The sequence below is a fragment of the Flavobacterium aerium genome (assembly GCF_030766725.1).
Classification (GTDB): Bacteria; Bacteroidota; Bacteroidia; order Flavobacteriales; family Flavobacteriaceae; genus Flavobacterium; species Flavobacterium aerium.
In genome coordinates this window covers 123235-150181 of record NZ_JARQWR010000010.1, presented here as the reverse complement: position 1 = coordinate 150181, position 26947 = coordinate 123235, and the positions used below count along the sequence as shown (strand labels likewise).

General features: G+C 33.3%; 21 protein-coding genes. 16 read left to right on the top strand and 5 right to left on the bottom strand.

The genetic code is table 11. From position 1 onward, the window contains the following. The first annotated feature begins 11 nt into the window (after positions 1 to 11). The 7 genes from P6733_RS14410 (at position 12) to P6733_RS14380 (ending at position 8425) form a co-directional block, all read left to right on the top strand. Entirely contained in the window at positions 12 to 584 is a 573-nt protein-coding gene (locus P6733_RS14410) for an adenylate kinase (protein ID WP_306353631.1), read from the top strand. A 79-nt stretch (positions 585 to 663) separates the two neighbouring features. After that, the gene (locus P6733_RS14405; protein ID WP_372339305.1) at positions 664 to 1887 is read left to right on the top strand and encodes a hemolysin family protein; all 1224 of its coding nucleotides are present in this window, start codon (positions 664 to 666) and stop codon (positions 1885 to 1887) included. Positions 1888 to 1899: 12 nt separating this feature from the next. After that, positions 1900 to 2355 (top strand): hypothetical protein, encoded by a 456-nt coding sequence (locus tag P6733_RS14400; RefSeq protein ID WP_306353629.1) that lies wholly within the window; start codon positions 1900 to 1902, stop codon positions 2353 to 2355. A 111-nt stretch (positions 2356 to 2466) separates the two neighbouring features. Then, a complete protein-coding gene (gene obgE / locus P6733_RS14395) occupies positions 2467 to 3468 on the top strand; it encodes a GTPase ObgE (protein WP_306353628.1) in 1002 nt (333 codons plus the stop codon). Positions 3469 to 3701: 233 nt separating this feature from the next. After that, complete coding sequence (locus P6733_RS14390; RefSeq protein WP_306353627.1) at positions 3702 to 5852, top strand: S46 family peptidase; 2151 nt, start codon at positions 3702 to 3704, stop codon at positions 5850 to 5852. Between the two features lie 150 nt (positions 5853 to 6002). Next, entirely contained in the window at positions 6003 to 6938 is a 936-nt protein-coding gene (locus tag P6733_RS14385) for an N-acetylmuramoyl-L-alanine amidase (protein ID WP_306353626.1), read from the top strand. Between the two features lie 125 nt (positions 6939 to 7063). Continuing rightward, complete coding sequence (locus P6733_RS14380) at positions 7064 to 8425, top strand: UDP-N-acetylmuramate--L-alanine ligase (protein WP_306353625.1); 1362 nt, start codon at positions 7064 to 7066, stop codon at positions 8423 to 8425. 46 nt (positions 8426 to 8471) lie between these two features. Here P6733_RS14380 and P6733_RS14375 read toward each other — a convergent pair whose 3' ends face one another. Further along, positions 8472 to 9053, bottom strand: a complete 582-nt coding sequence (locus tag P6733_RS14375) for a DUF1287 domain-containing protein (RefSeq protein WP_306353624.1) — start codon at positions 9051 to 9053, stop codon at positions 8472 to 8474. A gap of 90 nt (positions 9054 to 9143) precedes the next feature. On the opposite strand from P6733_RS14375, the gene radC reads away from it, so the two are divergent. The 6 genes from radC to P6733_RS14345 all read left to right on the top strand — a co-directional run bounded on the left by radC (position 9144) and on the right by P6733_RS14345 (position 13774). Beyond that, complete coding sequence (radC, locus tag P6733_RS14370; RefSeq protein WP_306353623.1) at positions 9144 to 9839, top strand: RadC family protein; 696 nt, start codon at positions 9144 to 9146, stop codon at positions 9837 to 9839. A 101-nt stretch (positions 9840 to 9940) separates the two neighbouring features. Beyond that, complete coding sequence (locus P6733_RS14365) at positions 9941 to 10570, top strand: ABC transporter ATP-binding protein (protein WP_306353622.1); 630 nt, start codon at positions 9941 to 9943, stop codon at positions 10568 to 10570. Next, the gene (locus P6733_RS14360) at positions 10567 to 11835 is read left to right on the top strand and encodes an ABC transporter permease (protein WP_306353621.1); all 1269 of its coding nucleotides are present in this window, start codon (positions 10567 to 10569) and stop codon (positions 11833 to 11835) included. Before P6733_RS14365 ends, P6733_RS14360 begins: the two co-directional genes overlap by 4 nt. Continuing rightward, positions 11828 to 12322: a hypothetical protein gene (locus tag P6733_RS14355; RefSeq protein WP_306353620.1), complete on the top strand. Its 495-nt coding sequence runs from the start codon at positions 11828 to 11830 to the stop codon at positions 12320 to 12322. Before P6733_RS14360 ends, P6733_RS14355 begins: the two co-directional genes overlap by 8 nt. A gap of 8 nt (positions 12323 to 12330) precedes the next feature. Beyond that, positions 12331 to 13020: a YjjG family noncanonical pyrimidine nucleotidase gene (locus tag P6733_RS14350; protein ID WP_306353619.1), complete on the top strand. Its 690-nt coding sequence runs from the start codon at positions 12331 to 12333 to the stop codon at positions 13018 to 13020. A 4-nt stretch (positions 13021 to 13024) separates the two neighbouring features. Beyond that, positions 13025 to 13774 carry a hypothetical protein gene (locus P6733_RS14345; RefSeq protein WP_306353618.1) on the top strand — a complete coding sequence of 250 codons (750 nt, stop codon included), beginning with the start codon at positions 13025 to 13027 and terminating at the stop codon, positions 13772 to 13774. A gap of 31 nt (positions 13775 to 13805) precedes the next feature. Here the strand turns inward: P6733_RS14345 and P6733_RS14340 are convergent, their stop codons facing one another. Further along, positions 13806 to 15083: a replication-associated recombination protein A gene (locus P6733_RS14340; protein WP_306353617.1), complete on the bottom strand. Its 1278-nt coding sequence runs from the start codon at positions 15081 to 15083 to the stop codon at positions 13806 to 13808. A 165-nt stretch (positions 15084 to 15248) separates the two neighbouring features. On the opposite strand from P6733_RS14340, the gene P6733_RS14335 reads away from it, so the two are divergent. Further along, positions 15249 to 16007: a rhomboid family intramembrane serine protease gene (locus P6733_RS14335; RefSeq protein ID WP_306353616.1), complete on the top strand. Its 759-nt coding sequence runs from the start codon at positions 15249 to 15251 to the stop codon at positions 16005 to 16007. Between the two features lie 59 nt (positions 16008 to 16066). On the opposite strand, the gene rlmB is transcribed toward P6733_RS14335, so the two are convergent. The 3 genes from rlmB to P6733_RS14320 all read right to left on the bottom strand — a co-directional run bounded on the left by rlmB (position 16067) and on the right by P6733_RS14320 (position 21596). After that, complete coding sequence (rlmB, locus tag P6733_RS14330; protein ID WP_306353615.1) at positions 16067 to 16804, bottom strand: 23S rRNA (guanosine(2251)-2'-O)-methyltransferase RlmB; 738 nt, start codon at positions 16802 to 16804, stop codon at positions 16067 to 16069. Positions 16805 to 16877: 73 nt separating this feature from the next. Then, entirely contained in the window at positions 16878 to 18452 is a 1575-nt protein-coding gene (locus P6733_RS14325) for a SusD/RagB family nutrient-binding outer membrane lipoprotein (protein ID WP_306353614.1), read from the bottom strand. A gap of 18 nt (positions 18453 to 18470) precedes the next feature. Further along, on the bottom strand, positions 18471 to 21596 hold the full coding sequence (locus P6733_RS14320; RefSeq protein WP_306353613.1) for a SusC/RagA family TonB-linked outer membrane protein: 3126 nt from the start codon (positions 21594 to 21596) through the stop codon (positions 18471 to 18473). 645 nt (positions 21597 to 22241) lie between these two features. Here P6733_RS14320 and P6733_RS14315 point away from each other — a divergent pair. Both P6733_RS14315 and P6733_RS14310 read left to right on the top strand, forming a co-directional pair. Next, entirely contained in the window at positions 22242 to 25340 is a 3099-nt protein-coding gene (locus tag P6733_RS14315) for a SusC/RagA family TonB-linked outer membrane protein (protein WP_306353612.1), read from the top strand. 11 nt (positions 25341 to 25351) lie between these two features. Beyond that, positions 25352 to 26896 carry a SusD/RagB family nutrient-binding outer membrane lipoprotein gene (locus tag P6733_RS14310; RefSeq protein ID WP_306353611.1) on the top strand — a complete coding sequence of 515 codons (1545 nt, stop codon included), beginning with the start codon at positions 25352 to 25354 and terminating at the stop codon, positions 26894 to 26896. Positions 26897 to 26947 lie beyond the last annotated feature (51 nt).

Sequence of the window (26947 nt, the reverse complement as noted above, 5' to 3'; positions counted from 1 at the left end):
CAACACTACACATGATTAATATTGTATTATTTGGAAAGCCAGGTGCTGGAAAAGGAACTCAAGCTGAATTTTTGAAAGAAAAGTACAACCTTACACATATTTCTACAGGAGATGTTTTTCGTTTTAATTTGAAAAATGACACTGAATTAGGGAAAAAGGCGAAAACCTTTATGGATAATGGTGAATTAGTTCCTGATGAATTGACGATAAAAATGTTGCAGGATGAGGTGGAAAAACATATAAATACCAATGGGTTTTTATTCGACGGATTTCCAAGAACAATTGCTCAGGCAGATGCATTGGATGCGTTTTTAGCAACCAAAGGATGGAGTGTTACGGCAACAATTGCTTTGGAAGCAGATGATGAGGTACTAATCCAAAGACTATTGGAAAGAGGAAAAACAAGTGGTAGAATTGACGATCAAGATGAAGAAAAAATCAGACATCGTTACCAAGAATATAATGAAAAAACAGCGCCGTTAATTGCGTATTATCAAAAAGAAAATATATTTCATCCTGTGAATGGGATTGGTTCTATAGCTGAGATTACGGAGCGTTTAAGCACTGTAATAGAAAGTCTATAATTGATCGCTATTACATTTTAATCAACCTATGGAAATTGCAATAATATTTTTTTTAATTTTATTAAATGGTGTTTTTTCCATGTCAGAAATCGCATTGATTTCTGCGCGAAAGAATAGATTAGAAAATGCTGCTAAAAAAGGTAATGCCAGTGCAAAAACAGCATTAGAGCTAGCAAATTCTCCAAATAAATTTCTTTCAACAGTACAAATAGGAATTACCTTAATTGGTATTTTAACCGGTATATTCAGTGGAGATACATTAACGTCAGATTTGGCAGCCTATGTAACCCAATATGAAGCCTTAAAACCTTATGCTCATACAATTAGTGTTGGTGTAATCGTAGTGATTCTTACTTTTTTCTCTTTAGTATTAGGAGAATTAGTGCCTAAAAGAATCGGGTTGACCTATCCAGAAACTATAGCGAAAACGGTAGCAGTACCAATGCGTGTTATTTCTATTATAACAGCGCCTTTTATATGGTTATTGACCCATTCAACCGAGTTTTTATTGAAGATATTCAAAATAAAACCTTCAGCAGATGGTAAGGTAACCGAAGAAGAAATCAAAGCAATTATTAAAGAAGGAACTGAAGGTGGTGAAGTTCAAGAAATTGAACAAGATATTGTGGAACGTGTTTTTCATATTGGTGACCGTAAAGTAAACTCTTTGATGACACACCGTAAATCGGTTGTGTTTTTGCCATTGAATGCAGGTAGAAGTGAGATAAAAACAATATTACAACAAGAGATGCATTCGGTTTATCCAGTGTATAGCAAGAACTATGATGATATTGTAGGTGTTGTAAACTTAAAAAGTATTTTTTCACATATTGATGATGAACATTTTAGTTTAGAAACAATTATTACAGAAGCTCCTTTTATTATGGAGCAAACAACAGCCTATAAAGCTTTAGAGAACTTCAAGAATAGTGGTATTCATTATGCTTTTGTATCAGATGAGTACGGTGTTTTTCAAGGGATTATCACATTGAATGATATTCTAGAAGCGCTAGTTGGTGATGCATCAGATTTCTATAAAGAAGACTTTAAATTAGTGGCTCGTGAAGATGGAACTTGGTTAGTAGATGGTCATTATTCATTACATGATTTCTTAACGTTCTTTGAGCTAGATGAATTGATAAATGATTATGATGTAACTACCGTAAGTGGTTTAATTATGACGGAGCTATCCTATATTCCTAAAGAAGGACAAAAGTTGAAGTGGAATCAATTTGAATTGGAAGTGATCGATATGGATGGCGTAAAAATTGATAAAGTTTTAGTAAAGTCGCTGCAAGAATAAAGTAAAGTAGCTATGAAATTAGGACTTGCAACATACCAATGTGCAGACTGTTTACATACTTTTGATGCACCATTATTTAGGGAGGCATACGGTGAGTTTTTGTTATGGTCAAAACAGGGAAATGTAGCGTATTTAAATGCAATTGAAGATGTAGTTTATAAAGAGGTTGAGGATTTATTATGGACTCACCCTAAAACTTTAGGAATGAGTTCTTTGAATTGTTCAAATTTGCTTCAGAAAATATATGGTTCGTTAACCTGTGATAGAGATCAAGTGGGTAATAGTTTTGAAATAGGTACACACCCACCTTGTCCGTTATGTAAGAGTCAGAATATGGATGCATGGGATTTTAAAACACCATCAGAAGTTATAGAAGTTGAAGTAAAACCAATTACATATACCAATTGGGTTACTTTGACAGAGCAAGAGAAATTTAGATTACTGGATGTAAAGATTGGCACATTATAAGAGGTGCAATAGAAGATAAACTTAGATTAGGAAATAAGACAAAAAGAGATTGAGTTTGTGAGTCAAGGGCAGTGAGCAGTTGGGAAACAAATTCTAAAAATAGAAGAAAAGATGACAGAAGGGAATTTTGTAGATTACGTAAAAATATATGTTTCTTCCGGTAAAGGCGGTAAAGGATCAACACATTTACACCGTGAAAAATTTATTGAAAAAGGTGGTCCTGATGGAGGAGATGGAGGACGTGGTGGGCACGTTTATTTAAAAGGAAATAAAGGTTTGTGGACCTTATTTCACTTGAAATTTGCAAGACACATCAAAGCTGGTCATGGTGGAGATGGTTCTGGAGGTAGAAGTACTGGAGCAGATGGAGAAGACAAATACATTGAAGTACCATTAGGTACTGTAGTTCGAGATAAAGAAACGAATGAAATTTTATTTGAAATAACAGAAGATGGGGAAGAGAGAATTGTAGCAAAAGGTGGAAAAGGTGGTTTAGGAAACTGGCACTTTAGATCTTCTACAAATCAAACGCCACGTTATTCTCAACCTGGTTTACCTGCGGAAGAAGTAGATGTTATTTTGGAATTAAAAGTTTTGGCGGATGTGGGATTAGTTGGATTTCCTAATGCAGGAAAATCAACTCTATTGTCAGTTTTAACTTCTGCAAAACCAAAAATTGCAGATTATCCATTTACAACTTTAAAACCAAACTTAGGAATTGTTGCTTACCGCGATTTTCAGTCTTTTGTAATTGCAGATATTCCTGGGATTATTGAAGGAGCTGCGGAAGGAAAAGGATTAGGACATTATTTCTTAAGACATATTGAACGTAATTCAACATTATTGTTCCTTATTCCAGCTGATGCACCAAGTGTTAAGGAAGAATATGATATCCTTTTGAATGAATTGACGAAATACAATCCAGAAATGTTGGATAAAGAACGTGTAGTTGTCGTTTCGAAATGTGATATGTTGGATGATGAATTAAAAGCAGAATTAAAAGTAGAATTGGATGTTGCTTTTAAAGGGATACCTTACCTGTTTATTTCTTCTGTAGCCCAACAAGGGTTAACAGAATTGAAAGATAAATTATGGCAAATGCTTAATGAATAATCTTAATGAGAATTAAGATCTTTAGAAAACCAGTTTAGGAAACTTTACTGGTTTTTTTATATCCAATAGCTACGATTAATAGAGAGTATTTGGTGATTTATAGCGCATTTCTTTCAATATGATATATCAAAAGTTAAAATTGCTCTTAATATTATCTTTTTGTAAACTATTAATTTTAGTGGATTCTTAAAAAAAAGTATATTCGCAATTCAAAAAATAACAAACTATTAAATATGAAAAAAATTATTTTATCCTTAATCGCTCTTGTACTACTTGTTCCAGCAAGTGTAAAAGCAGATGAGGGGATGTGGTTCTTGATGTTTATTGAAAGACTTAACCATAGAGATATGCAAAAAATGGGTCTTCAATTAACTTCAGAAGAAATTTATAGTATTAACCATTCAAGTATTAAAGATGCTATCGTTCAATTCAATGGAGGATGTACAGCAGAAATTATTTCTAAAGATGGTTTAGTTTTAACAAATCATCACTGTGGTTACGATGCAATTGCGGAACTTTCTACTCCACAAGCCGATTATTTGACGAATGGTTTCTGGGCTTCAAATAGAAAAGCAGAATTAAAACCAAAACAATTATCAGTTCGTTTCTTCGTAAGAATGGACGACGTTTCTAAAAGAATTTTAGGAAAGGTAAATGATAAAATGTCAGAAGCTGAAAGAGAAAAAGCAATTAATCAAGAAATTGCATTAATTGAAAAAGAAAATAACGAAGGTGGAAAATATACTGTTTCTGTTCGTCCTTTCTTCAATGGAAATGAATATTACTATTTCGTTTATCAAGATTATACAGATGTTCGTTTAGTAGGAACACCACCAAGTAGTATTGGTAAATTTGGTGGAGATACAGACAACTGGGAATGGCCACGTCATACAGGAGATTTCTCTATGTTCAGAGTATATTCTGATGCAAATGGTAATCCAGCTGAATATTCTGAAAACAATGTGCCATTACAACCAAAACACCACTTACCAATCAGCTTAAAAGGAGTTCAAGAAAATGACTTCGCAATGATTTTAGGTTATCCAGGTAGAACAAACCGTTGGATGCCAGCTGGTGGAATTGAGCAAAATGTAAAATTTGCATATCCTGCATGGGTTGAAGCTTCAAAAGTAGGAATGGACAAAATGAAAGTTCATATGGACAAGGATACTCAAGTACGTCTTGATTATGCTTCAAAATATGCTTCAGTTGCAAACTACTGGAAAAATCGTCAAGGTATGATTGATGCTTTAACAAAACATCAAACGGCTAAAGCGAAGAAAAATAATGAAGTGAAGTTCAATAAATGGGCTAACAAAAAAGAAAATAAAGAAAAGTATGGTAATGTTATCGCAACAATTGATAACTACTATTCAAAAACAAATGAGAAAGCACGTCATGATAATTACTTAACAGGATTATTACGTACAAGTAGCTACGCAGCAATGCCATATAGATTAGGTGGTGCTATTGAAGCTTACATGAAACAAGGTGATTCTCAAAAAGCAGCGATGTTACCTAAAATCAATGCACAAATCGAAGACATGTACAGTGGATTATATGCTCCATTGGAAAAAGATGTATTAGCTGCACAATTAAATCTTTATGCTGCAAAAGCAAAAGGAGCTGGATTAGCACCTTATATCGCTGAATTAGCGAAAGCTAATAATGGTGATTTTACAGCAGACGTAAACAGTGCATTTGATAAAAGTGTTTTTGCTTCAAAAGCTACTTTAGAAGCATTCATGAAAAATCCAAATGCTGAAACTTTAGCAAATGATCCTTTATATAAAATCTCTACAGATTTATTAAACAGATACAGAGCAAAAAGCGAAGAACAAGCACAATTGGATAATGATTTTACAAAAGCATTCAGAGTGTTAGTAGAAGGTATGCGTACGGCAAATCCAAATACAAAATACTACCCAGATGCGAACAGTACATTACGTTTAACATATGGTAAAGTAAGATCATTACCAGCTGATAAAAGAAATGATGCTAAAATCAATAACTATACTACACTTCAAGGTACAATTGCTAAATACAAGCCAAACGATGAAGAGTTCGATTTACCTAAGAAATTAATTGAATTGAATGACGCTAAAGATTTTGGACAATATGCTGATAAAGCAGGTTATATGCCAGTAAACTTCTTGACTGACAACGATATTACTGGAGGGAACTCAGGTTCACCAGTATTGAATGGTAAAGGAGAATTAATTGGTGTTGCATTTGATGGTAACATTGAAGCTATGGCTGGAGATGTTATTTTTGATAAAGATTTACAACGTACAATTAATGTGGACATCCGTTACGTATTATTTATCATTGATAAATATGCAGGAGCAAAACACATTATTGATGAATTGACAATCGTAAAATAAGTTTATATACGCAGTTCAAATTTAAAAGCCATCTCATGAAAATGAGGTGGCTTTTTTGTTTGGTGATGATTTATTTTTTTATTTCTACTTTTATGTACAAATGAAATGGATTCAAATAATCGTTTTAATGATTATAATACAATAGCTATTATGAAATTGATATATAAAAAAACAGATGGAACAATTGCAAGGTTTTTTGCAATGCTTATACTTGCTTTTTTAATAAGCTCCTGTGGGTCAGCCAAAAGTATTGGTAAAACGGTAAATCATGGAGTAGTTCCACCACCAGGGGAAAAAATATATAAAAAATTAACGACAGATTATAGTAAAATTATAAAAGAAGAAGAACCAATTCTGCTTATTGGAGATTCTGCAAGTATCGTTCCTAGTATGTGGTATCCCACCGTTAATTTTAATTTACGGAAGCCTAATTTTGTCGTATTACATCATACTACACAAAGCTCTTGTGGGGCAACCTTAAAAGCATTTTCGATGGAGTCGAGAGAAGTGAGTAGTCATTATTTAATCTGTAAAGATGGTCAAGTATACCGTTTGTGTAATGATTACCTTAGAACATGGCATGCAGGGGAAGGAAAATGGGGAAATGTTGAAGATATGAATTCCTGTTCAATTGGGATTGAAATTGATAATAATGGATCCGAAGCTTTTACAGACAATCAAGTAAGTTCGGTTATTGTTTTATTGGATAGTTTACAAAAAAAATATAATATTCCACAAGCCAATATCATAGGGCACAGTGATTTTTCACCCAAACGTAAACAAGATCCGAGCGCCTTTTTTCCATGGGAGAAGTTAGCCAAACGTAATTTTGGATATTGGCGTGATGAAGTGTTATCCAGTACGCCGGCAGATTTCAATTATATATATGCCTTGAAAATGATAGGATATGATATTAGTGATGAGAAAAGTGCTATTATTGCTTTCAAGAGGCATTTTATTCAGAATGATTTAAAACCAGTTTTAACAGATTTTGACAAACAAGTTATCTATAATATTTGGGGAAAGTACATGGAATTAAAACCGAAGATAAAAAAGCCAACAAATCTAAATGGGCAAGAGAAATAGGAAAATGAAACCCGATGCACTTGAAATAAATTTTCCAGAATTAATATAGTACAGATAAAGAAAGGAAGCCGTATATGTCTTTTTTATTTGTTATTTTTGGAAGCAAGAATTAACACGATAGATAAATGCGTACACATTTTATAGCGATAGGAGGAAGTGCAATGCACAACCTTGCCTTAGCCTTACACAATAAAGGATCTCAGATTACAGGTAGTGATGACGCTGTATTTGAACCTTCAAAATCAAGATTGGAAGCCAAAGGATTATTGCCTCAGGAAATGGGATGGTTTCCAGAAAAAATCACAAATGATATTGAAGCGGTAATTTTGGGAATGCATGCCAAGGCAGATAATCCTGAATTATTGAAAGCGCAAGAATTAGGATTAAAAATTTATTCTTATCCAGAATTCTTATACGAACAATCAAAAAATAAAACACGTGTGGTTATTGGAGGATCACACGGTAAGACGACCATAACTTCCATGATATTGCATGTGATGCATTACCATAACATAGAAGTGGATTATATGGTAGGTGCACAGTTGGAAGGATTTGATACAATGGTTCATCTTACAGAGGAAAACGATTTTATTGTTTTGGAAGGAGATGAGTATTTATCTTCACCGATGGATCGCAGACCGAAATTCCATTTATACCAACCGAATATTGCTTTAATTAGTGGAATAGCATGGGATCATATTAATGTGTTTCCAACCTATGAAAATTATGTAGAGCAATTTGAAATCTTTATTCAGAAAATTACAAACGGAGGAATCTTAGTCTATAATGAAGACGATTCAGAAGTAAAGAGAATTGTTGAAGCTGCCACAAACCCAATACGAAAGTTAGCGTATAGTACACCAGCTTATACGGTTCAGGATGGAGTAACATTATTAGATACTCCAGATGGAAGTATGCCAATCGAAGTATTTGGACAACACAATCTGAATAATTTGGCGGGAGCTAAATGGATTTGTCAGAATATGGGCGTAGATGAAGCAGATTTTTATGAAGCTATTGCTTCATTTAAAGGAGCTTCAAAACGATTGGAGAAAATTGCAGAAAGTAAAAATAAGGTAGCTTATAAAGATTTTGCACACTCTCCAAGTAAAGTAGCGGCAACAACAAAAGCAGTAAAAGAACAATATCCAGATCGAAGATTGATTGCTTGTTTAGAATTGCATACCTATAGCAGTTTAAATGCAGCCTTTTTAAAGGAATATCAAGGCGCTCTAGACTATGCCGATGTAGCAGTAGTATTTTATTCGCCAGATGCAGTTAAAATAAAGCAATTGGATGAAGTTTCAGCAGAACAAATTGCAACAGCTTTTAATAAGGAAAATCTAATCGTGTATACAAATCCAGATGATTTTAAAGAATATCTGGCACAATTAAAATTTGATAGTGAGAAGTTAGCATTATTGTTGATGAGTTCAGGAAACTATGGAGGACTCAATTTTGATGATGTAAAAGACATGATTCAATAAAATTTAATAAATAAAACCCCGATAGCAATCCTATCGGGGTTTTATTTTATAGTGGATGATAGCGATAATGACCTGTGATTTTATATTTAAATAAACAATTTTCCAATACTTGTCCAGCCCCTACATTATGGACAATGAGATTTACTTTTCCATCCGAGGTCTTTTTATGAGATACAATCCCTATGTGGGGCATTTTACCTCCAATCATCCAAGTTACCAGATCACCAGTTTTATAATCGGAAGCCTTTTCGGAAATGGGAAGAGCCTGCCCAAAACGAGTGAAAAAAACTTGAAGATTTGGAACTCTCCGATGATCGATATTGGTGTCTGTCTTCTTTAGATTCCAGGTTTTTGGGTATTTTGAAAAATTCTTGCTCATATCAATGTGAACCTCTTTTTGGAGATCAATTCCTAATTTCCGATAAGCCCGTATAATTACATCTGTACAAACCCCTTTATCATTAGGAACATCGCCACCTGGGTATTGAATTGAAAAATAAGCAGAGTTATACTCTACTTTATCCTTCGTTAATGAAATTGCAGCATCCGAAAGTTTCTGACTAAAAGAAGCTTGGTGGTTACTAGCATGTATACTGAGAAAAAAGAAAAATAAGTACAGTAATTTCATGTTTTAAGGTTTAATAATGAAACGGTTAGATTTAATTTTTAGTATCTTGTAAGTGGAATACTATAAATTTATAAAATATAAATCTGAATTATGGAAAGCACCCCACTTCAATCGATAAAAAAATGGGCGGAAGAAGATCGACCAAGAGAAAAACTTAAAAATAAAGGAAAATCGGCTTTAAGCAATGCCGAATTAATAGCCATATTAATTTCTTCAGGCAATTATAAAGAAAGTGCTGTAGATTTGAGTAAACGTATTTTAGCGGGTGTCGACAATAATTTAAATGCTTTAGGGAAACTTTCAATAAGTCAATTGACCGTTTTTAAAGGTATCGGAGAAGCCAAAGCATTAGCGATAGAAGCCGCTTTGGAATTAGGAAGACGACGTAGAGCAGAAGAAACGGTGAATATGAAAAAAATTCAATCCAGTAAATCTGTTTTTGAAATTATGCAGCCCATAATAGGAGAGTTACCCCACGAAGAATTTTGGATTATTTATTTAAATAATTCAAATAAGATAATCAGTAAATCACAATTGAGTAAAGGAGGTATTACAGGAACATTAGTCGATGTTCGACTAGTCCTTAAAACAGCTTTAGAGAATGGTGCTGTAGGATTAATATTGTCCCACAATCATCCTTCAGGAACCCTAATTCCAAGCGAAGCAGATAAGCAAATTACTCATAAATTGAAGCAAGCAGCTGCTCATTTGGACATTAAAGTATTAGATCATGTTATAATTTCTGAGGTAGATTATTTTAGTTTTACAGACAGAGGAATACTTTAGTGAAAAATCGAATGCGATTCATGTATATAATTTAGAAACTAATTTTCAATTTTATTATATTGCAACACAATTGCGTTATAAATTTTAAATGAGAATAAGTTATGATTAAAACTCAGCATCTCGCTTTCTCTTACCATTCAGGATTGAAGTTTGACTTCCCTGACATCGTTTGTGATTCTGGCCAAAGCTTGTTGATTACAGGAGGCTCAGGTAAAGGGAAAACTACTTTGTTACATTTGTTGGGAGGCTTATTGCGTCCACAGGCAGGTAGTATCCAAATTGCAGATACAGACTTGGAAAAGTTATCCGAAAAAAAGTTAGATAAATTTAGAGGACAAAATATTGGAATTGTATTACAGCAATCCCATTTTATTGCATCACTTTCTGTTTTGGATAATGTAGTTTTAGCTTCTTGGTTTTCAAAAGGGAAGAAAGAAATTGAAAAAGCAAAGACGATTTTAGCGCAATTAGATTTAACAGATCAGATTCATAAACTACCTTCTCAATTAAGTATTGGACAACAACAAAGAGTATCAATTGCTCGGGCATTAATTAATAATCCTCAAGTATTATTGGCCGATGAGCCTACTTCTAGTTTGGATGATGAGAATGCTAATAAGGTAGCCGATTTGCTATCAGCATTATCAAAAGAATTTGGAACAGCATTAATCATTGTAACCCACGATCAAAGACTTAAAGAACGATTTTCTAACCATATTGCATTATCATGATAACAAAAATTGCTTGGAAAAATATAGTACATAAGCCTTTGAATACTACATTAAGTATTATTTTGTTAACAGCTAGTGTAGCAATTATATCGTTATTGATATTGTTGCAAAAACAATTTGAAGATAAATTCTCAAATAATATTGAAGGAGTAGACCTAGTGCTTGGAGCACAAGGAAGTCCATTACAATTAATTTTATCATCGGTATACCAAATTGATGCCCCGACAGGTAATATTGATTATGAAATTGCTAAGAAATGGATGAAGCATCCTTATGTTGAAAAAGCTATTCCATTAGCATTTGGAGATAATTACCACGGTTATAAAATTGTAGGAACAACCTCCGATTATATAGAGAAATATGATGCAAAATTTGCTCAAGGAACAGTCTTTAATAAAGATTTTGAAGTTGTAGTGGGAAGTGCTATTGCTGAAAAATTAGGATTAAAAATTGGACAAGAATTTTTTGGATCGCATGGAGATAGTGCAGAAGGAGAACTTCACGATCAACATGCCTACAAAGTAATAGGGATTTTAACTCCAACGGGCAAAGTAGTAGATAATCTTATATTAAGTAATATCAGTAGCGTATGGGCAATGCATGAAGGCCATGATCATGAAGGTGAAGAGCACGAACACGAGCATAAAGAAGGAGCAGAAGTACACAATCATGAAGACCATGAAGACCATGATCATCACGAACATGAAGTTGCTGAGGGAAAAGAAATTACAGCGGTATTAATAAAATTCAGAAATAAAATGGGTTTTATTCAATGGCCCAGATTAGTCGCTCAGAATACAAAAATGCAAGCAGTATCACCAGCTATAGAAGTAAATAGATTATTTTCTTTATTCGGCATTGGATTACAAGCACTGGAATACTTGGCCTACGGAATAATGTTTATTTCAGGAATCAGTATTTTTATTGCTTTATTCAATACACTAAAAGAACGCAAGTATGAGTTTGCTATTTTGAGGACTACAGGAGCAACTCGTTTTCAATTATTACGATTAGTATTATTTGAAAGCCTTCTATTATGTATTGTAGGTTTTATACTGGGAATTGTAGTCAGTCGATTAGCATTATACTATATTTCAATCTCTACGGAAGAACAATATAAATTTTCATTCAATCCCTTTGTGTTTGACTGGGAAAAAGAAGGTTATTTATTAATTGTAACTATCTTTGTAGGTATAATAGCAGCATTAATTCCTGCTATAAAAGCATATAAATTAAATATATCAAAAACATTGGCCAATGCTTAAGTCTTATTTATTATCATTTTCTCTACTTTTCATAAGTATAGTAACATTAAATTTTTCTAAAGGGAATACTTCTTTTCAAAACCATACAACAAAAGAAGTTCTTGTTAAAAGTCCAGATACATTAAGTTGGAAGCTACTAGGAAATATTAAATTTCTAAAAAAAGCAGACAAAGTTTATGGAGAAGTAATGTATCCTGTAATTAATGCACAACTGAAAGAAACCAATAAGAAAAAGATTGTGATGAGTGGCTTTATAATTCCAATAGATAATGAGAATTATGCATTAAGCAAAAATGTATTTGCTTCCTGTTTTTTCTGCGGACAAGCTGGTCCAGAAACTATTATGGGAATTAAATTTAGAAGTGCAAAAACAAAATTAAAAACAGACCAATACGTAACATTAGAAGGTAATTTGAGAGTCAATGATAAAGATGTTGAAGATTGGATTTACCACATTGAAGATGCTGTTATTGTGAAAGGAAAATAAAAATTACAATGCTAAATAATACAATATCCGACGTTTTTTTTGACTTAGATCATACTTTATGGGATTTCGAAAAGAACTCAGCATTAGCACTAGATGCAATATTAAAGAAGTACAATATCAAAGTCTCTTTAGAGGATTTTTTAGAGCAGTATATTCCAGTAAATTTTAAATATTGGGAATTATACAGAGAAGATAAAATATCACAAGAAACCTTACGTTATGGTAGATTAAAAGAAACCTTTGATAAACTAGGATTGGATATAGATGATGAAACTATTAATGTTTTATCTGTTGAATACATTGCCTATTTACCAAAGTTCAACCACCTGTTTGAAGGGACTATTGAGATTTTAGATTATTTAAAATCAAAATACAAATTGCATATTATTACAAATGGATTCCATGAAGTTCAGCGTTATAAATTAAAGAATTCAGAAATTCAGCATTATTTTGAAACCATAACAGATTCAGAAAAAGCAGGAGTAAAGAAACCAAATCCATTAATTTTTCAATATGCATTAAATGCTGCAAAAGCAAACCCAGCCAATAGTGTGATGATTGGAGATTGTTTTGAAGCCGATGTAAAAGGAGCTCTGAATTTTGGCTTAGATGCTATTTATTTCAATGAACACCATGCAGAAGTAACACAAGAAATTAAACAGATTAACCATTTATTAGACTTAAAAAGATACCTTTAATCCTATGAAAAAATATATTCTCCTTTTGTTCTTAATGACAGCCATTCTGGGTAAGGCACAAAATCAAAATCTAAATGCATATAAGTACGTTTTGGTACCAATGCGATTTGAGTTTTTTAAAGAAGACAACAAATTTCAATTAAATATTCTAACAAAATTTTTATTGAAAAAATATGGTTTTGAAGCCTTGATGTTAGAAGAAAATCTGCCAAATGATATTACAGGAAATAGATGTAATTCATTAATAGCAAATGTGGTAGAAGAGAATAATTTTTTAGTTACAAAACTTAAAGTAACTTTAAAAGACTGCTATGGTAAAATAATCTATGAAAGTAAGGTTGGGAAAAGCAAAGCAAAAGATTATAAGACAGCATATACAGAAGCGTTAAGAGAAGCTTTTACTTCATTCGAAACTGTACATTATGCATACGATCAAAATCTTGTTGTAACCCCAGCAGAGCCCGTAGAAACAACTAAACCAGTACAGAAAGTAAATACAGCAGTAGCCACTACAACAGTTCAAGCTACAGAAAATACAAATTCTTTATTTGCTCAACCTATTACGAACGGATATCAGTTAGTCGATAGTACACCAAAAATTGTTTTAAAGATGTACAAAACGAGTCAATCAGAAGTATATATAGCAACAAGTGATTCATATCAAGGAGTTGTGTACAAACAAAATAATCAATGGATCTTAGAATATTATAAAGACCAAAAATTAATGACAGAGTCATTGTCAATTAAATTTTAAAGAAAAGGCTGAATCAACGATTCAGCCTTTTTTAATATCCATATTTACCTTTCCAGCGATTTTTAAGAAACTCTCTTGTTCCATTTTCCCTTGAATTATTCCCTGGGTCATAAAAGGTCGTATTTTGAATAGCATCCGGTAAGAATTCTTGTTCTGCAAAATTATTTTGATAATCATGCGCATACTTATATTCCTCACCATAACCCAATTCTTTCATTAATTTAGTTGGCGCATTTCGTAAATGAATGGGTACCGGTAAATCCCCCGTTTGTTTTACAAATTGCTGTGCTTTTCCAATCGCTAAATAAGAAGCGTTACTCTTTGGAGAGGTCGCTAAATAAACAGCACATTGGCTGAGGATTATTCGGGATTCGGGATAACCAATTGTAGTTACAGCCTGAAAAGTATTATTAGCCATAATTAAAGCAGTAGGATTAGCATTTCCAATGTCCTCAGAAGCCAATATCAACATTCTTCGGGCAATGAATTTCACATCTTCTCCGCCCTCAATCATTCGTGCAAGCCAATAAACAGCACCATTTGGGTCACTCCCTCTAATCGATTTTATAAACGCTGAAACAATATCATAATGCTGTTCACCCGTTTTGTCATATAAAACGGTATTCTGTTGTACCAAACTAAGAACGCCCTGATTTGTAATTTCAACCCGGTCACCAGAAGTGGCATTAATTACAAGCTCAAAGATATTTAATAGTTTTCGTCCATCACCACCCGAAAGACGCATCAATGCTTCCGTCTCTGTCAGTATTATTTCTTTCTGTTGTAAATAAGTATCCTGTGTAATTGCTCTGTTTAAGAGAGCTTCTAAATCATTTTTTGTAAAAGCATTCAATACATACACCTGACAACGAGACAGTAAAGCAGGAATTACTTCAAAACTTGGATTTTCTGTTGTTGCACCGATTAAAGTAATCCAACCTTTTTCTACTGCAGCTAGTAAAGAATCCTGTTGTGATTTACTAAAGCGATGAATCTCATCAATGAATAAAATAGGATTCTTTGTCGTGAATAAACCACCACTTTGTTTGGCTTTATCAATAACTTCACGTATGTCTTTAACACCAGAATTTATAGCACTCAAAGTGTAAAATGGACGTTTGGATTCCTGTGCAATAATTTGTGCAAGAGTAGTTTTTCCAGTACCTGGTGGTCCCCAGAAAATTAATGAAGGTATAATTCCCTTTGCAATCTGTTGCGTTAAAGATCCGTTAGGACCAATTAAATGCTCCTGACTGACATAGTCTTCTAACTGCTGTGGCCGAATTCTTTCTGCTAATGGTGCTTCCATTTTACAAAAATAAAGCTTTTCTATGCAACGATAAATGTTTTTGAATTGAATTATAATAAAAGTATTCACGTCCAAAACGTACTGCTGACAAAATAGCACAAAAAAGTTTTTGGATACATTTTTGTAATCGAATGACTATATTTATAACACTAGATGCCTCAAAATATGTCAAATAACGAATTTAGATTTTCGCCCTCCGTGGTTGTATGGCCATTGTATTTTGTATTGTCGTTATGGATTGTATTTTGGGTCGAAGTTCGATTTAAAATTTACCTCTCAGATTATGGTATTTTACCCCGAACTCTTTCAGGTTTAAAAGGAATTGTATTTAGCCCTTTTTTACACGGTGACATTAAACACTTATACAATAATTCAATTCCTTTGTTTTTATTGATTGCAGCACTACGTTATTTTTATAGAGACCAAGCACTGAAAGTAATTGTATATGGAATTCTATTATCGGGATTCATTACATGGCTCATTGGTCGGGAAAGTTACCATATTGGTGTTAGTGGATTAATCTATGTATTGGTTAGTTTTATCTTCTTTAAAGGTTTAATGACAAAATATTATCGATTAATGGCCTTGTCCCTTATGATTGTTTTTATTTATGGTGGATTAATTTGGTATGTTTTTCCGAATGTAGAAGAGGGAATATCTTGGGAAGGACATTTAGGAGGAATGATAACAGGTTTAGTCTTTGCGGTTTTGTTTAAAACAGATACCTATCAGAAACCAATAAAATATGAATGGGAAAAACCAGATTTCAATCCAGATGAAGATCCTTTTATGAGCCGATTTGATGAAAACGGAAATTTCATTTACGTAACAGAAAAAACAATACCCGATGAATATATTGTCGTTTATAATTATGTTGAAACACCTAAAGAAATTGAGGTAGACTCTGAAACTAAAATAGATTAGACATAGAAAAGCCGCTTAATTATGAATTAAGCGGCTTTTCTATAGAATAGTTTTATTTTTTATAAACTTCTTTGACGGATGGTTTCATAAAGAAAAGCTCCACAAGCAACAGAAACGTTTAATGAAGAGATTGTACCAAACATTGGTAATTTTGCCTTTTCATCTACAATTTTTAATACGGAAGGATTAACACCTCTATCTTCAGACCCCATGATGATTGCAATAGGTTCATTCAATGCGATATCATAAATAGTTTGATCTGTTTTTTCTGTAGCAGCAATCGTTTTTATTCCTGAACCTTGAAGATGGAAAATAGCATCTTTTATATGTTCTACTTTACAGATAGGAACATTAAAAACGGCACCTGCGGATGTTTTTACCGTATCACCATTAACAGGAGCAGACCCTTGCTTCTGAACAATAATTCCATTAACACCAGTGCATTCTGCGGTACGGATTATAGCTCCGAAATTTCGAGCATCAGAAATTTGATCCAATATTAGAAATAAAGGAGTTTGGCCTGATTCTAAAACACTTTCAATCATTGTTTCTAAATCATGAAAAGAAATAGGAGCAATGCTTGCTACAGCACCCTGATGATTATTTGGAGTAAGTCGATTTAATTTTTCAACTGGAACATAAGAGAAGTTTACATTATTACGTTTCAAGACTTTCATTAAGTCTTTCATTAATTCACCTTGAGCTTCTTTTTGTATAAAAACCTTGTCGATTTCTTTACCAGCCTGTATTGCTTCAATAATTGCTCTAATTCCAAAAATTTGATGTTCTTTTTCCATGGTGCAAAGATATAAAAAAACCACCCGTATTTTATTACGGATGGTTTTAAAGTTATAGTAGAAAATTATAAGACTAATTTAAATCCCAAATTAGTTTAGTAGTTAAAAAATCTCCTCCAATATTTTGAGAAGCAGCATCATAATTTGCTCTGTTTAATGTTTGCACACTTACAGGATACGTTGCTCTTGCAGGCATTTCTGTTAAAGGAACTAGAGGTGTAAACACATAAGTTGTAGCTCCTTGGTAAGGATTAATAAGATTAGCCGTTTGACCTGGAAGTAAAAGAGTGTTAGGGAATCCAGTTCTTCTATATTCAGCCCATGCTTCAACAGGTTGCATAAATAAAGCTACATACTTTTGATTTAATACATTCGCTTGTGAAGCAGCTGGCAAAGCTCCTACAAAAGTAGTAATTTTTGCTGGGTCAACTTTCCATCTTTCCATAGATGCTTTTACTCCATTCTCATAATTTTGTTGGTTCCATCCATTGTTTTCTGATAATAAGAATTCAACTTCAGCATACTCCATGAAAATTTCTGTATAATCCTGTTTGATTACATTATAGCTAAATCCGGATGCATTTGCTCTTTGTGATGATGTCATTGCATCTGGGATTCCATAAGGCATTCCTTTGTATACAGTTAAATCATCTGATTCTTGATACGTTTGATTTTTGATTGCTCCAATTGAAGCTGTATTTGGCGCTACATATTTCTGTAATCTTGGGTCTAGTCCAAAAATACCACGGTCCCCTTTTAATAAATCAACCATAGTACTTGATACAGAAAAGTCATTTCGAGTACTTCCTATGAAATAAGAAGAATAGAATGGGCTAGGTAATACATCATCTTTTTGATAAGTAACTCCTACTGTATCATCATTAGACTGCATTACACCAGAAGCAATTGCATCCGTGATGTCGGCTGCAGCTGTTGGGATAACACCTTTTACTCTAGTGGCAATTCTTAAACGTAAAGAATTTGCAAATCGTTTTAGTTTTTCAGGATTTCCAAAAAGTTGATCACCTTCTGTAAATAAAGGTTCTGCTGTATCAATCATCGCAACAGATTCTTTCAATTCTTTAAGAATATCCGTATAGATTTTTGTTTGAGAAGCAAATTTAGGCATTAAGATTTCTTTGTCTTCCAATTGTAATGCTTGAAAATCTGGGTCAGGATTACCATAAGAATAATAAGGAATATCTCCATACATATCTACAAGTTGTAAAAACGAATAGCTTAGCATAATTCTTGCAGCAGCGATTTGATTTTCTAAATTACCATACTTAGCCATTTCTAAGCTAGTTTTTGGATTTGTATTTAACTCGATTATTGTTCTATAGTTTTTCGCTGCTAAATAAATATCTCTATATAAGCTAGAGTTTACCTCTTGTCTAAATTGAAAACGATCCTCTGGAGTATAATTTCTTTGTGCAGAATATTGTACCCATGGCAAAAACATTCTTCCAGAAGAAAATCCACCTCTGGTTCCATCCATGATTTGTTTATTCGCATTATTGAATAAACCGCTTGAGAGCACATTTTCGGGAAGATTTGGACTTGTGTTAATGCTGTCAAAATCTTCACTACAGCTTACAAAAGCAAATATTGAAGTTACTGCTAAGGCAGTTATAAATATTTTTTTCATTGTTTCTTAAGTTTTTAATTAGAATTTAAACTGAACATTCATACCATACGTTCTTGTTGAAGGCAATGATCCTCCTTCAATTCCCTGAACGTTTCCACTTCCATATGAAGCCATCTCTGGATCCATTCCTTTCCAATCAAGTCCCCATGTAAATAAATTTCTACCATAAGCTGAAATTTGAATTCCATCAAATGGACCTACATATTTTTTCGGTAAATTATAAGACAATGTAACTTCTCTTAATTTGAAATAATCAGATTTAAACACGTTTTGTGCATCTACACTATTGTTATGTGCTTTTGCCCATGCTTGAGCTGTAATGTTTTTAGTATTAGGAGTACCATCTGGTAGAACACCGTCCAACACAACTCCATTTTCTCTAATACCATTTGCAGCAGTATTCTCTAACATACCTGAGTATGTACCATACATATGTGTTGTAGAGAAATAACTACCACCTTTTTGCATGTCAATCAAGAAACTAAGACTTACATTTTGATATTTTATTGTATTTCTCAATCCCATGTTATAGTCTGGAGTAATAGAACCTAAAGATTTTTGTCCTGAAGCTACATATAAACCTGTATTAGGGTCGATTATTTTATTACCATTAGCATCATACGTATAATCCGTTCCGTAGATTTGACCGTATTGCTCACCAACAACAGCCAATAATCTAGCTCTAAAAGGAGCTTGTGCTATTTGTAAACTTTCTACTCCTTCATATAGTTCAAGTAGTTTGTTGTTGTTTTTCGCAAAGTTCCAAGTTACATTCCAGCTGAAATCTTCTGTTTGTATTGGCATTACATTCACTGTTGCTTCAAAACCTCTGTTTTGTAGTCTACCAGCATTGATGTATTTAGCTGTAAATCCAGTTGATGGATCTAGTTCTAATGGAGTAATAAGGTCTTTTGTGATCGCATCATAGTATGAAAGATCAATTCCAACTCTACTATTAAATAATCTCATTTCTAAACCAACCTCTTTAGTAGTTTTCATTTCTGGAACTAAACTCGGATTGTTTAATATTCTTGGGTTAGAATAAGTTACATCACCTTGGAAAGGTTGATTGATAGTTTTGTAATTAGCTAAACGGTATGGATCTGTATCATTACCAGCTTGAGCCCATCCTGCACGGATTTTACCAAAACTTAACCAGTTAGCTTCTTTCAATAATGTTGAAAATACAAAACTTCCTGTTACAGATGCATAATTTACATCTTTTGTAGTAGTTGAAAACCAGTCATTTCTGTCTGTTGCCTCAATAAATAACATGTCTTTGTATCCTAGAGATAGGAAAGCATAGGCACTATTTGTTCTTTTTCTTGACTCAGTGTTTTTCGCTAATGCTTGTGCAACACTATTACCAAAGTTGAATAATCCAGGTAGTTTTAGTCCTCCAACAGTTTCACCGCTTAATTCGTTCAAGATAAATTGTCTTCTGTTTACCCCTGCAAAAGCACTAACACTGAATTCACCAAAAGTTTTGTTGTAATGTAAACGAGCTTCGTAATTAATATCAGTTAATGTTCTATTAGTTTCTTTATAACTTGATTGTGCATTAGATCCAATTGCAACTCTTTCATTGGTTCTAAAGTTATAAGTATCTGCATACAAGTTCCCTACAACGAATAAATCAGGTGTAATGTTATAGGTTATTTTTGCATTTCCATACAAACGATTTCTCTTGTCTTCTGAAGTGTTTTCATAAATTGTCCAATATGGGTTGTCAGAATACAATGGAGTTCCATCATCATAAGATGTTCTATTCCATGATCTTTGATCACCATTAGCTAGTTTGTAATCTTTCAATGTATTGAAATCAAGTTGTCTTTGACCCCATTGGAAGAATTTCTGACCTAAAGAGTTATCTCCATATCCAACCTCTGGTCTATTAAAACCTTTAGTTTGAGTAAAGTTAACCATTGCTTCTACTTTTAATTTCTCTGTTAATTGAGAACTAGCATTGATATTAAAAGTGTTTTTGTTTAACTTAGAGTTTGGTACAATACCTTCAGTCATGTTGTTTGCGTAAGAAAAACGAACACTACTACCATCCTGAAATGATTTGGATAATGCAATAGAGTTATTTCTTGTAACTCCGGTGTTAAAGAATGATCTTACATCATTTTTTGAAGCACTCCATGCAATTGGTTTTAAATAGTCTCCAGCAAATTCTGGATCAAATGCATTCCATGGTAAGTAAGGTTGGTTCTCAAACTTTGGTCCCCAGCTTTCATCTGTATCATAGGCAGGGATGTTGTAAACTTGACCATTAATTGTTGCCGTATCAAATGTTGGACTTGAACCACCACCATATTGATTTTGAAGTTTAGGCATAATGTTTACAGATTCTAAAGTTAATCCTGAATTGAATACGATTTCAGTTTTTCCTTTTTTACCTGATTTAGTAGTGTACAAAATAGCACCATTACCAGCTCTACTACCATATAAAGCAGATGCTGGACCTCCTTTAAGTACTGTGATAGACTCGATGTCATTTGGATTGATATCGGCGGTTGCATCACCATAATCTCTTCCTCCTGCACCTCTTTGAGTATTCACGTCGTTGTAGTTTCCATTGTCTAATGGAATTCCATCAACAACAATTAATGGTCTGTTGTCTCCTGTTACAGAACCAACACCTCTTAGTACAATTCTAGATGACCCACCCATTGTAGATGGCGCTGTTACTTGAATACCAGCAACATTTCCAGAAAGAGCACTAAGTGCATTGTTTTGACCACTTTCAGAAATTAAATCTCCTTTTACTTCTTGTGAAGCATAACCCAAAGATTTTTTCTCTCTTTTAATACCTAAGGCAGTTACTACTACACCTTCTAATTCTACAGCATCATCTTGCATTACTAAATCCAGTTTAGCAGCTGTGATAACTTTCTCTGTCGTTTTCATTCCAATAAAAGTAAAAACTAAAACTTGTCCTTTGTCAGCTTTGATAGCGTATTTACCATCAAAATCAGTTTGGATACCAGTTTTTGCTCCCTTTATGGAAACATTTACTCCGGGTAACGGGAGTCCGCTATTATCGGATACAATACCCGAAACGGTAATTTCTTGTGCAAAGGATATCTGCACAAAAAGTCCTAGCAAAAGTGCCAAGAACACATTCAACTTGTTTTTCATTTTAATTTATTTTGATTAGAAATTCAAAAGTCATAAAATAAACTTAATTAACCTAACGATAACATTAAATATCGAACAATTTAACATATAAATTGTGTTATGTTATTTTATAACAATTTAAAATTTTATTCTCAATATAAATATGCTGTATGTTTTGCGAGGTCTATTGTTTGTTGTATATACTTTTTTACCAATACTTTTCTTGCTTTTTTTTCATCTCTTTTTTTGTTGAATTTTCACCTCTTTTTGTACTCAATTTAACATTTTTTATGTAGTCTTTTTACTGTTAACAATGTTTGTTTTAAAAGTAGGATATAGATTACATTATTAACATAAGGTTAACTATATCGTGGTTGTTTAGTATATGTTAAAAAATTAACAATTTATAATTATAGAGTAAATGAAGTTTTAATTGATTTTTTGATTTTTTATTGATGTTAAATTTTATGTTCAAGATATTTTTTTAGTTAAAATATTAATATATACTTACTTATTTAAGGTGTTAAAGTTTGTGTCAGTTGTTTCTTGTTTTAAAGGAGATTTTGTTATAAATTAATTAATTAACATTTTTATTGTTAATTAATATTTGTTTGTTTAAGTTTTTTTTATGATTTTTGGCTAATATTTAACTAAACTATAACAAATATGAGATCGAAGTTTAAATGGATTTTTGCGCTATTATTAGCGTTTACAATACAGTTTTCGTTCGCGCAGGAGAAAACTGTTTCCGGGGTAATTACTGAAGGGGGATTACCATTACCAGGAGTCAACGTTGTTGTCAAAGGAACATCACGTGGAGTCCAATCTGATTTTGATGGTAAATATGCCATTAAAGCAAAAGCAGGTGATGTATTGGAATTTACATTTTTAAGTATGAAAAACCAGACGGCAACGGTTGGAGCATTGAATACTGTAAATGTAAAAATGGAATTAGAGGCTGAATCACTTGTAGAAGTAGAAGTAACGGGTGCTTTAGGTATCAAGAGAAAAGCAGATGCGATTACTTCAAGTTACCAAGTAGTAAAAGCTACGGAGTTAACGCAAGCGAATAACCCTAACGTTATTCAAAGTTTAACAGGTAAAGTTTCTGGTTTACAAATTAATCAGACAAATAATGGTGTTGATGGTACTTCAAGAATTGTATTGAGAGGTAGTAGATCGATAACAGGAAATAACCAAGCCTTAATCGTTATTGATAACGTAATCTCTTCTGCAACAGTTTTGCAACAATTACCTCCAAGTATCATTGATAATGTCAATGTAATAAAAGGTATGCAAGGTGCTGCGCTTTACGGTGAGCAAGGGGTGAATGGTGTAATCATTGTTACTACTAAAAAAGGTAGTGGAAATGAAAAATTAACAGTAAATGTAAATTCATCTATAGATTTTGAAAAAATTTATTTGTTGCCTAAAAGACAAACGAAGTATGGTCAAGGTTGGGATGGAGAATTTGATAATGGTGAAAACTCAGGATGGGGACCATTATTAGATGGATCTTTACAGCCAACAGGATTGCCGCAAGCAAATGGTGAGGTAATGTTATTGCCATATTCTCCAATTAAAAATAATATTAAACCGTTTTTTAATACTGGAACCATTAAGCAAAATGGATTCACATTAAATGCTGGTGGTGAGTCTGGATATGCTATATTGACTGTAAATAAGCAAAATTCTGAGTATGTAGTGCAAGGTGATGCTTTGGATCGTACAAGTGTTTTGTTTAAGGCTGGTAGAAAAGTAGGTAGATTTTCAGTAGATGGAAATGTGAATTATATTTCACAAAAAACACAAACGACATCTCCTGATTTATACCAAAGATTAATGATGACAGCATCAAATATTCCGGTAGAGAAGTTTGCAAACCCAAGTAATGCAAATCACTGGACCTATTTCTATAGTAGTCCATACTGGATCAGAGAAAATGATAGAAGAGAAAGCAGAAGTGATTTTGTAAATGGTATTGCGACTTTAGGATATGAAATTAATAAAAATATAAATATTACATATGTAGCAAATATACAAGTAAGACAAACGGGGTTTGAATCACATGTAAATGGATATAAAGATTTGTTAACTACGGCTGATTATCAATATGCTGAGGGTTCACATTCAATCGTTTCAGAATACGCATCAAATAATTCTACAACTAGAAACTTTTATGGTGATTTATTGTTGAATTTCAATTATATGTTAAGTGATGATTTGTCATTAAAATTTAATATTGGTAATAATCTTCAAGATAATTATTTTAAAGTTACTTCAGTTGGAGGAACTAATTTAGATATCCCTGGATTCTATAATATTACAAACGTTTTACAACCATCTTTACCGTCTGAACTAGATAATAGAACAGTAAGATCAAGAAAATTTTCAGTTCTAGCGAATGCGGATTTAGGATTTAAAGATTATTTGTATTTGAATTTAACGGCGAGAAATGACTGGTCTTCTGTATTGCATGCACCAGGTAAAAAAGATAATTATTTTTACCCAAGTGCTGGTATATCATTCATTCCTACAAAAGCTTTCGAAGGCTTGCAAGGGGATGTGTTGAGTTATGCTAAGCTTTCAGGAAGTATCGTGAAAGTAGGTAATACTTCAGCGGTTGCGCCTTATGCAATTAATGAAATCGGAGTATTTCCTGCGGGATATCCATTTGGAAGCTTATCATCTTATATTCTAAATCAAACACCAACAAGTAAGCAAATCAAGCCAGAGTTTATTACGACTAAAGAGGTTAGTTTGAATTTAGGATTCTTTAATGATCGTATAACATTAGATGCATCATATTACAGAACAGATACGAAAGATTTGATCACGAATGTGACAGCATCTTCTGCTTCAGGTTTAGCGAATAGTAGATTGAACATTGGTGCGATGAAAACAACAGGTTATGATATTGACTTAGGTTTTACGCCAATTAAAACAAAAGATTTCAAATGGGAAAATAGAGTAAGTTATTCTACAAATAAATCAATTGTTACAAGAATTACTGATGATACTAATGAGGTTAATTTAGGTGGAACTAGTAATGTGGGTATTTTTGCTGTTGTAGGAGAGCAATTTCCATTAATTAAAGGTACGGCTTATGTAAGAGATCCAGAAGGAAATGTGGTTATTAACCCAAATACGGGTACACCACGTGTTAGTTCTACATTTCAGAAATTAGGAAAATCTACACCAGATTATATCTTAGGATTTAATACAGCGGTAGAGTACAAAGGGTTAAGATTGAGTGCTGTTATGGATTATAGAACAGGTCATCAGTTTTACTCTGGAACAAAACAAGAACTAGCTTATCACGGACACTTATTAGAATCTGCAGATTTTGATAGAGATAATGGAGGATTCATTTATCCAAATTCTGTAATTCAAACAGCGCCAGGAGTATATACGCAAAATACTACTGTGCTTACTGGTGGAACTACTTACCCAGCTGTAGCGTCTTATTATGCTAGACAATACACAACAGTAGGAGAGAACTTTGTTTTAGATGCATCAGCATTTAAAGTAAGAGAATTAGCGTTGAGTTATTCTTTACCAACGGAATTGATTAAAGATGCAGGTTTGACATCAGTACGTTTTGGAATAAACGCAAGAAACCCATTCACTGTTTTGGCTAAAGACAATAAAAATTATAATGATCCAGAAACTTCAAATACTTCAGGTAATGCTCAAGGTTTAGCAGCGGCTGGTCAATATCCAGCAACTAGAACTTTCGGATTTAGTATGAACTTAACTTTTTAATGATAGAAACGATGAAAAAGATAAAAATAGGAATGCTTTTAGTAGCATTGTCGTTGTTTTCATGTAGTGATTATTTGGATGTGAACAACACGCCAAATAGTCCATATGAGAAAGATATACCGCCGCATTTGCTTTTACCAGGTGCTCAGTCTAGTATTTTCCGTACACAGACTTTAACAATGAATGCATTAGGAAATGTGTGGATGAATAATTGGGCTTCAAATACCAATCAGGTAACTGGAGCATTTTCAAGAGAATTTTCTTTACAGATTAGTAGTACATTTTACTCTGGTATTTGGGATGGATTGTTTAGGAATCTTGGGAATTTCCAAGCTATAATTGATTTTCCTTTGGAGAATCAAGAAAATTATGTGGCAATTGCTAAAATTATGAAAGCACACTATTATCAATATATAGTTGATATGTATGGTGATGCTCCATATAGTGAAGCATTCAAGAAGCAAGGGAATTTAACGCCTAAATATGATGACGATCAGGCAATCTATAGAGCTTTAGTGGTAGAATTAGATCAGGCTGTTGCGGCTATTGATGCTGCTGCTCCAAATGCCGATGCTGTTGGAGCTCAGGATATTATGTTTGGTGGTGATATGTCAAAATGGAAAAAATTTGCTAATACGATTAAATTGAGATACTTGTTAAGACAAGCTAAAAAAGCAAGTGTTGATGGAGCTACAATGACCTATATCACACAACAATTGAATACTTTGGCGACTGCTAACTTTGTTGACACTGATGTGACAATTAATCCAGGATATAATGCAACAAATGACAGTAGACAAAATCCATTTTTCAATGCTTATGGATCAACGTCAGCAGGTACTGTTCAGACTAATCGTGCTGCGGTTATTCCTACAAAATATGTTGCTGATTTCTTGAATGGTGATCCAGCGGTAGCGAAAGCGTCAGGGTTAGTTGATCCAAGAAGAGGTAGAATATTTACTCTAGTTGGAGGTAAAGTTGTAGGTTCTATTCAAGGAGCTACATTAACTCCTGCTAGTACATCAAGGTTTGGTGTAGTGCTTATTCCTGGTACTGCGGGAACTCCAAACGTAGCAACTGGTTCTGTTTTGGATGGATATGTGATGACTTTAGCGGAAAGTAAATTTTTGCAAGCAGAAGCGGCGGCAAGGTTTCCTGGGGTTTTTACAGGGAATGCCAAAACACTTTTTGAAGATGGTGTTAGAGCTTCATGTACATTCAATGGAGTTAGTGCAGCAGCAGCAAATACATATATTACTGGGGCAAATACAAGATCTGGTTTAGGTTGGGATGCTTCAGCTTCTTTAGATGCTAAAATTGATGCAATTATGACACAAAAATGGATTGCGTTAATCAATATCCATGCTTTAGAGTCATTTATTACTTATACAGCGACGGGTTATCCAAATACTCCGCTTGCATCTACGGCTGGTTATCCAACTAAGCCAAAACGTTTGATCTATCCACAATCAGAATATGTGTCGAACTCTGCGAATGTTCCAGATGTTCAATTAGATCAAGTTTTTGTTCAGGGACCATTTTGGTATGTGCCATAATTTAAGTTTTATATATTTGAGTTACTTACTTTAGGCATTTATTTTAGCCCT